The organism is Rhizobacter sp. P1_G5 (assembly GCF_056405435.1).
The window spans coordinates 1-7,037 of record NZ_JBFUCB010000305.1 but is presented as its reverse complement, the minus strand read 5'-3'; the positions used below and the strand labels follow the sequence as shown (position 1 = coordinate 7,037).

Here is a 7,037-nt window from a genome sequence, read left to right as displayed (position 1 = left end):
CGCCTGACCGGCCGGCCGGTGCAGGCGCTGAACCCGCTGAACGGCCACGAAGGGCCGCGGCGCCTCGCGGTGATCGACGAGGCCTGGTGCATCGGCTGCACGCTGTGCCTGAAGGCCTGCCCGGTCGACTGCATCGTCGGCGGGCCGAAATCGATGCACACCGTGATCGAGCCGCTGTGCACCGGCTGCGAGCTGTGCATCCCGGCCTGCCCGGTCGATTGCATCTCGCTGGTCGACGCCAGCCCGGGCCGCACCGGCTGGGACGCGTGGAGCCCGGCGCAGGCCGACGAGGCGCGCGAGCGCTTCGAATTCCACCGCGCGCGGCTGGCGCACGACGAGCAGCAACGCCAGGCGCGCATGGCCGCCCGCAGCGCGCCCACGGCGGCGGCAGGCACCGAGGTGAGCGTCAAGAGCAGCGTCATCGAAGCCGCGCTCGCCCGCGCACGCCAGCGCAAGCCCGGCTGAGCGCATCGAGCGGCTTGTCAGCCGATTCCTACAGCTGAATCAGCCGCGTCCTATCCGGACCCCGGGTCGGAACCGACGACGGCGGCCAGCCTCCCCGCCTACGCTTGCGCCACGGATGGCCGATGCCGGCCGTCCGACATCACCGCGCAAGGAGCTGCAATGCATCACGATCGCATCGGGGGCCGCTGGAAGGAATTCAAGGGCCAGGCCCGTGAGAACTGGGGCCGCGTGACCGGCAACCAGAACCATGTCGAGCAAGGTCAACGCGAACGCCATGCCGGCAAGCTGCAGCGCAAGCACGGCGCCTACGAGGATGAAGCCCGCGAACAGATCCGCGAGCTGCAATCGCGCTACTGAACGGCGACAAAGGAGTACCGCCATGCATCGACTGCTGTTGGCATTTCTGTTGATGCTCAGCATGGGCGCCACGCTGTCGCTCACTGCGTGCGACAAGCTCGGTTCAGGCACGCCGAAGCCGACCACCAACGCGCCGCCGGCCGCCAGCGCACCGGGCTAGGAACCATTCGCGCGGGCCGGTTACTCATGCGGCATGAATTCCGCAGTAACCCCCCATGCACCGCTGCATTCACATGCGTACCCCGACCCGCAGATCGCTGCCTTGGTGCAGTCCCTCGGGACCGGCCTGATCGGCATCGCCGAGCAGCTTCGTGCCGCGCCACCCGCTGAGCGCGGGCAAGTGGTCACGGACGCGGTGCAGCCACTGTCACCGCAGCGCTGCGATGCGCTTTACGACATCGCCTCGCGGCTCTGCAACGAGGGACAGTTCCAGCACGCCTTGCCAATCGCACTCCATCTCGAAACGCATGCGCAAAGCCCTCGCCATGGCTTCATAGCCGCGACCTGCCTGCAGCGGTTGAACCAACCCGAGCTGGCCGCGCCGATGTATGCCTTGTGCCTGGTCGGGAATCCCCGTCATGTGGCCGCGATGTTCCGGCTGGGCGAGTGCCTCGCGGCCACCGGCCGGGAGGAAGAGGCGGTCCAGGCCTTCGAAGCCACGATCGACCTCGGCCGTGCCGATGCGGCCTTCGTCGAACTGCAGGAACTGGCCCGCCGCCGCATCGATCAGCTGGCGGCGCGCAGGATCCGGAACTGATCGTTCGATTTCTTCAACCGCACCAAGGAAATTTCATGGACCCCACCGCACGTGCAAAAGTCGACGCGCGTCGCTCTCAGATACCTGCGAATGCGAACCCGTCGCCTGACGGGAACACCATCCAGTCACGTTGGGATTGCTGCATGCCCCAAGCGGGAGACGACCACACCGCTGCAACGAGCTACTGCGGCGTGTCGGACACGAATTGCGCGATCGGAAATGCCGTCGCTGCCATGTTCGCGCTGACCATCGGCACTGGTTTCATCGCGGGTGGGCTGGCGGGTTCCGCGTTAGGCATTGCACCTCTGATCGTGGGTGGTGTCCTGGTGGCGGCAGCGTGGCCCTGCGTCTACACCAGCGTCGCCATCTGCCGCCAAGAAGACAGAGAGCGACCAGTACCACAGCCATCCATCCAGACCGTCTGACTGTGGGGCGCGCCGCGCGCTGCCACAATGCGCGCCGATGAACGCCGACCAGATCCAGCCCTTCTTCGCGACGCTCCAGGCTGCCAACCCGCAGCCGAACACCGAGCTSGAATACACCAACGTCTTCGAGCTGCTGGCCGCCGTGCTGCTGTCGGCCCAGGCCACCGACGTGGGYGTCAACAAGGCGACGCGCAAGCTGTTCGCCGTCGCCCCGACGCCGCAGAAGATGCTGGCGCTCGGGCTCGACGGCATCACGCAGCACATCAAGACGATCGGGCTCTACCGCAACAAGGCGAAGAACCTGCTCGAGACCTGCCGCATCCTGATCGAGCAGCACGGCGGCGCGGTGCCGCGCACCCGCGAGGCGCTGGAGGCGCTGCCGGGCGTCGGCCGCAAGACCGCCAACGTGGTGCTGAACGTCGCGTTCGGCGAGGCGACGATGGCGGTCGACACGCACATCTTTCGCGTCAGCAACCGCACCGGGCTCGCGCCGGGAAAGAATCCGCTGGAGGTCGAGCTCGGCCTGTTGAAGCGGGTGCCCGAGGGCTACCTGGTCGACGCGCACCACTGGCTGATCCTGCACGGCCGCTATGTGTGCCAGGCGCGCAAGCCGCTGTGCTTCGAATGCGGCGTGGCGGCGTACTGCGATTCGCGGCCGGGCGGGCCGCATCCGATCTACCCCGAGACGCGCGCGCCGTAGCCCGGCGCCGCCGGCCAGTCGGCGGCGCGCGCAGGCGTGATGCCGTCGCGCAGGCAGCGGACGGCATTCAACCAGCCGGCGTGCGCGACGATGCAGGCGTGCGGCGGCAACTCGCCCAGCACCTCGGCACAGCGCTGCAGCAACTGCGCGACCGACTCGCCGCCACCCGGCGCGCCGCGCAGGAAGTCGTCGCACCAGGCGTCGACCGGTGCCGCGCCGATCTCGACCCAGGTCCGGCCATCCCAGTCGCCGAAATCCAGCTCGCACAGCCGCGCATCGATGCGGTGTGTCCAGCCCCAGCGCGCGAGCCAGCGGCCCACGTCGGCGCAGCGCCGCAGCGGCGAGGTCCAGACGCCCTTCGGCCAGCCTTCGCACCGCGCCGCGCGGCGGATGCGGTGCGCGAGGCGCTTCGCGCGGCGCCGGTCCACCGGCACGTCGGTGTGGCCGATGCACCGGCCCGCCACGCCGTCGGGCCGCGGATGGCGCCAGGCCTCGATGCGGTTCATGCCCAGCGCAGCGCGACCACCCAGCCCAGCAGCGCCAGCAACTCGGTGATCTGCTGCGTGGCGCCCAGCGTGTCGCCGGTGATGCCGCCGAGCCGGCGCCGGAACCAGCGGCCGCAGGCGATCGTGCCGAGCAGCACGCCGGCCAGCGCGAGTGCGACGTACGGCCACCCCGCCCAGCGCAACGCGACCAGCGCGCCCGCCAGCAGCACCACCCAGCCGAGCGCGACGGCGACGCCGAGCGCCGACACCTTCTGCGCGAGCGGCTTCGCCTTGGCCTGCGACACCTCGCCCGCATACGGCAGCACGCGGATCAGCACCACCGCCGCCGCGCGCGACGCGGTGTGCGCGAGCAGCAGCGCCGGCACCGCCAGCGCCAGCGGCAGGCTGGCGAGCGTCGCGGCCTTCAAGCCGAGCACCAGCACCAGCGCGACCGCACCGTAGCTGCCGATGCGCGAGTCCTTCATGATCTCCAGCGCCCGCTCGCGGCTCACCGCGCCGCCGAGCGCATCGCAGGTGTCGGCCAGGCCGTCCTCGTGGAAGGCACCGGTGAGCCAGACGGTCGCCGCGATCGACAGCCACACGCCGATCGCAGTGCCCAGGGCCTGGCTGCCGACGGCCAGCGCGAGCGCCGCGACCCCGCCGACGAGCAAGCCGACCAGCGGGAAATGCCGCGCGCTCGCGTTCAGCCACGCGGGCTCGAAGCCGACGCGCGACGGCACCGGCACGCGCGTGAAGAACTGCAGCGCGATCGCCATCAGGCGCAGTTCGTGCAGCACGGCCTTCACCACGCGTCAGGCCTCGCTGCGGTCCGAGACGCCGGCCGATTCGAAGCTCGCCATCTCGGCCAGCACGCGCACCGCGCTTTCCAGCAGCGGCCATGCGAGCGCGGCGCCCGAGCCTTCGCCCAGCCGCAGCCCGAGGTCGAGCAGCGGCTCCCCGCCCAACTCGCGCACCATCAGCGCATGGCCCGGCTCGGCCGAGCGGTGCGCGAGCACGCAGTAGCCGGCGAGCGCCGGCGCGAGCCGCGTGGCCACCAGCACCGCGGCGCTCGCGATGAAGCCGTCGACGACGACGACGCGCCGCTCGGCGGCCGCCTGCAGCGCCGCCCCGGCGAGCATCGCGATCTCGAAGCCGCCGAACGCGGCCAGCACCTCCAGCGGCTGCGTCGCGCCGGCATGGCGTTCGAGCACCTGCGCGAGCACCGTGCGCTTGCGGGCGAGGCCGGCATCGTCGAGCCCGGTGCCGCGGCCGACGCAGGCATCGATCGGCTGGCCGCCCAGGCGCGCGAGCAGCAGCGCGGCGCTGGAGCTGTTGCCGATGCCCATCTCGCCGAGCAGCACCGCATTGCCGGGCAGCTCGTGCACGACGGCCATGCCGGCCGCCAGTGCCTGCCGGCATTGCGCCTCGCTCATCGCCGGTCCGGCCAGCGCATCAGCGGTGCCGCGCGCGACCTTGCGGTCGAGCAGCCCGGCACGCGGCGCGAAATCGTGCGCGACGCCGGCATCGACCACCGTCAGCGCGAGACCGTGCTGCCGCGCCAGCACGCTGACCGCCGCGCCGCCGGCCAGGAAGTTCTCGACCATCTGCCAGGTGACATCGCTCGGAAACGCCGAGACGCCGCGCGCCGCGAGGCCGTGGTCGCCGGCGAACACCAGCATCTGCGGCTGCACGAGGCGGGGCGCCTCGTTGCGCTGGACCAGCCCGAGCTGCAGCGCGAGCGATTCGAGGCGGCCGAGCGAGCCCTGCGGCTTGGTCTTGCGGTCGAGCCGCTGCTGCAGCCGCTGCGCGAGCGCGGCGTCGTCGATCGGGGTGATGGAGGGCAGTTCGAAGCGCATGGGTCAGTCCCGCGAAGGTTGGAGAAGTCGCATCAGCGAGCCGGGCGCGAAGTGCGCCTCGGCGAAATCGGCGAGGCCGTCGAACACGGCGTCGAGCGTGCGGGCCTGCCGGCCGAACAATGCGCGCAGCACCTCGTCGCATTCGAACACGCCGTGCGCATAGAGCCCGAGCACGTTGCCGCGCTGCCAGCCGATCGGCTCGCCGCCGGCATTGCGCAGCGCGACGGCGAGCGGCGCGGTGGCCTGCGTGCGGCCGTGGCGGATCTCGTAGCCGCGCAAGGCGGCCTGCGACAGCGCGGCCCACGGCCCGTCCAGCGTCTCGAAGCGAGCCTCGACGGTGCAAAGCCGCTTCTCGCGCTCGAAGCGCGTGGCCAGCGGCAGCAGCCCGAGGCCGGCCGCATCGCCGTCGATGCCGAACGGGTCGGCGAGCGATTCGCCGAGCATCTGCAGCCCGCCGCACAGCCCGAGCACCGGCCGGCCGGCCGCGGCATGCCGGCACACCGCATCGGCCAGGCCCTGCGCACGCAGCCACGCGAGGTCGCTGCTGGTGTGCTTGGAGCCGGGCAGCACGATCCAGTCGGCATCGGCCAGCGCGGCCGGCGTGCGCGCCCAGCGCAGCCGCACGCCGCTCAGGTGGCGCAGCGGCTGGAACTCGTCGAGGTTGCTGATGCGTGGCGGCGCGATCACGCTGATGCGCAGGCCGTCGGCATCGCCGCTCGGCGTGTCGTCGAAGACGCCGTCTTCCTCGGGCAGGCCGTGGCCGCGCCACATCGGCAGCACCGCGAGCGTCGGCACGCCGGTCAGCTGCTGCAGCTGCGACGGGCCGGGTTCGAGCAGCCGCGCATCGCCGCGGAAGCGGTTCAGCACGAAGCCGCGCAGCAGCCGCTGCTCGTCGGCCGCGAGCAACTGGTGCGTGCCGTACAGGTGGGCGAAGGCGCCGCCGCGGTCGATGTCGCTGACGAGCAGGCAGGCTGCGTCGGCCGCGAGCGCGGTGCGCATGTTCACGTAATCGCTGTGGCGCAGGTTGATCTCGGCTGGCGAGCCGGCGCCTTCGATGACGATCACGTCGTGCTCGGCCTGCAGCGATCGCAGCGCGCCCTGCGCATGCGGCCACAGCAGCGCGCTGCGGTCATGCCACGGCACGCCGGCGAGGTCGGCGCGCACCTCGCCCATCAGCACGACCTGGCTCGCGGTGTCGCGCTCGGGCTTCAGCAGCACCGGGTTCATGCGCACGTCGGGGGCGGCGCGGGCGGCCAGCGCCTGGAAGTATTGTGCGCTGCCGATCTCGCCGAGGCGGCCTTCCAGGCCCGGCACGACGCGCGCGTTGTTGCTCATGTTCTGCGCCTTGAACGGCGCGACCTTCAGGCCCTGGCGCGCATACCAGCGGCACAGCGCGGTCGCGAGCCAGCTCTTGCCGGCACCGCTGGTGGTGCCAAGGACCATCACGGCGCGGGCGGTCATCGGGTGATCTCCATCCAGGCGCGTGCGAGCGCATCCTGGGCTTCGGGGCGCTGCACGCCGAGGCGCACGGCGCCGGGCAGGCCCATCGATGCCGTGTCGCGCAGCTTGATGCCAAGCTCGCGCAGGCGCGACAGGCGTTCGACGAGACCGTCGGCGCGCACGACGTGGAACGGCGTCTCGCTGTCCTCGCACCGCCAGCCGAGCGTGGCACAGAGGTCGAGTTGGCGCGCCTTCCAGCGGCGCAGCGTGGCCAGCGACTCGTGCAGCCAGTGCTGCGTGGCGGGTGCCGTCCACGCGGTCAGCATCGCGACGCCATGGGCGCCGACCGGCCATGAGGGCGCGAGATCCAGCAGCGGTTGAACGAGCGGGTCGGCTTCGGGAGCGATCGCATAGGCAGCGCGGATACCGGTCAGGCCAAGGGCCTTGTTCGGCGACCACAGCTGCCATGCGGCAGCGGACATCATGTGTCGCTGCCCTGAAAGCCGCAGCGGAGCGTACGCGCAGTCGATGACGTGCACCGCGCCGTCGACC

At 71.6% G+C, this 7,037-nt stretch carries 11 protein-coding genes; 6 read left to right on the top strand and 5 right to left on the bottom strand.

Translation table 11 applies throughout. The features are described from left to right. From AC1D12_RS19900 to nth, 6 genes are all read left to right on the top strand, one after another. The coding region (locus AC1D12_RS19900; RefSeq protein ID WP_477842422.1) for an RnfABCDGE type electron transport complex subunit B at positions 1–465 on the top strand (465 nt) is incomplete at its 5' end. Positions 466–624: 159 nt separating this feature from the next. Beyond that, complete coding sequence (locus AC1D12_RS19895; RefSeq protein ID WP_047502981.1) at positions 625–822, top strand: CsbD family protein; 198 nt, start codon at positions 625–627, stop codon at positions 820–822. 22 nt (positions 823–844) lie between these two features. After that, positions 845–982, top strand: coding sequence for a hypothetical protein (locus tag AC1D12_RS19890; protein ID WP_465114340.1), 138 nt, complete (start codon positions 845–847; stop codon positions 980–982). Between the two features lie 102 nt (positions 983–1,084). Beyond that, positions 1,085–1,579 (top strand): hypothetical protein, encoded by a 495-nt coding sequence (locus tag AC1D12_RS19885; RefSeq protein WP_477829657.1) that lies wholly within the window; start codon positions 1,085–1,087, stop codon positions 1,577–1,579. A 35-nt stretch (positions 1,580–1,614) separates the two neighbouring features. Further along, complete coding sequence (locus AC1D12_RS19880; protein ID WP_477842420.1) at positions 1,615–2,004, top strand: hypothetical protein; 390 nt, start codon at positions 1,615–1,617, stop codon at positions 2,002–2,004. Positions 2,005–2,041: 37 nt separating this feature from the next. After that, positions 2,042–2,704 (top strand): endonuclease III, encoded by a 663-nt coding sequence (gene nth / locus AC1D12_RS19875; RefSeq protein WP_477829489.1) that lies wholly within the window; start codon positions 2,042–2,044, stop codon positions 2,702–2,704. On the opposite strand, the gene AC1D12_RS19870 is transcribed toward nth, so the two are convergent. From AC1D12_RS19870 to AC1D12_RS19850, 5 genes are all read right to left on the bottom strand, one after another. Beyond that, complete coding sequence (locus AC1D12_RS19870; protein WP_477842418.1) at positions 2,680–3,210, bottom strand: histidine phosphatase family protein; 531 nt, start codon at positions 3,208–3,210, stop codon at positions 2,680–2,682. The two genes, nth and AC1D12_RS19870, sit on opposite strands and share 25 nt — an antisense overlap. Then, entirely contained in the window at positions 3,207–3,998 is a 792-nt protein-coding gene (cobS, locus tag AC1D12_RS19865) for an adenosylcobinamide-GDP ribazoletransferase (protein WP_477842416.1), read from the bottom strand. The genes AC1D12_RS19870 and cobS overlap by 4 nt, the downstream gene beginning before the upstream one ends. Before the next feature lie 3 nt (positions 3,999–4,001). Continuing rightward, on the bottom strand, positions 4,002–5,045 hold the full coding sequence (gene cobT / locus AC1D12_RS19860) for a nicotinate-nucleotide--dimethylbenzimidazole phosphoribosyltransferase (RefSeq protein ID WP_477826420.1): 1,044 nt from the start codon (positions 5,043–5,045) through the stop codon (positions 4,002–4,004). Positions 5,046–5,048: 3 nt separating this feature from the next. After that, positions 5,049–6,506, bottom strand: a complete 1,458-nt coding sequence (locus AC1D12_RS19855; protein WP_477842414.1) for a cobyric acid synthase — start codon at positions 6,504–6,506, stop codon at positions 5,049–5,051. Then, positions 6,503–7,037, bottom strand: a 535-nt coding sequence (locus AC1D12_RS19850; protein WP_477842412.1) for an aminotransferase class I/II-fold pyridoxal phosphate-dependent enzyme, incomplete at its 5' end; no start/stop codon positions are given. The genes AC1D12_RS19850 and AC1D12_RS19855, both read right to left, overlap by 4 nt.

Coding starts and splice junctions, on each gene's coding strand:
- AC1D12_RS19895 (WP_047502981.1), top strand. CDS start 625: ATGCATCACGATCGCATCGGGGGCCGCTGGAAGGAATTCAAGGGCCAG.
- AC1D12_RS19890 (WP_465114340.1), top strand. CDS start 845: ATGCATCGACTGCTGTTGGCATTTCTGTTGATGCTCAGCATGGGCGCC.
- AC1D12_RS19880 (WP_477842420.1), top strand. CDS start 1,615: ATGGACCCCACCGCACGTGCAAAAGTCGACGCGCGTCGCTCTCAGATA.
- AC1D12_RS19870 (WP_477842418.1), bottom strand. CDS start 3,210: ATGAACCGCATCGAGGCCTGGCGCCATCCGCGGCCCGACGGCGTGGCG.
- cobT (WP_477826420.1), bottom strand. CDS start 5,045: ATGCGCTTCGAACTGCCCTCCATCACCCCGATCGACGACGCCGCGCTC.
- AC1D12_RS19855 (WP_477842414.1), bottom strand. CDS start 6,506: ATGACCGCCCGCGCCGTGATGGTCCTTGGCACCACCAGCGGTGCCGGC.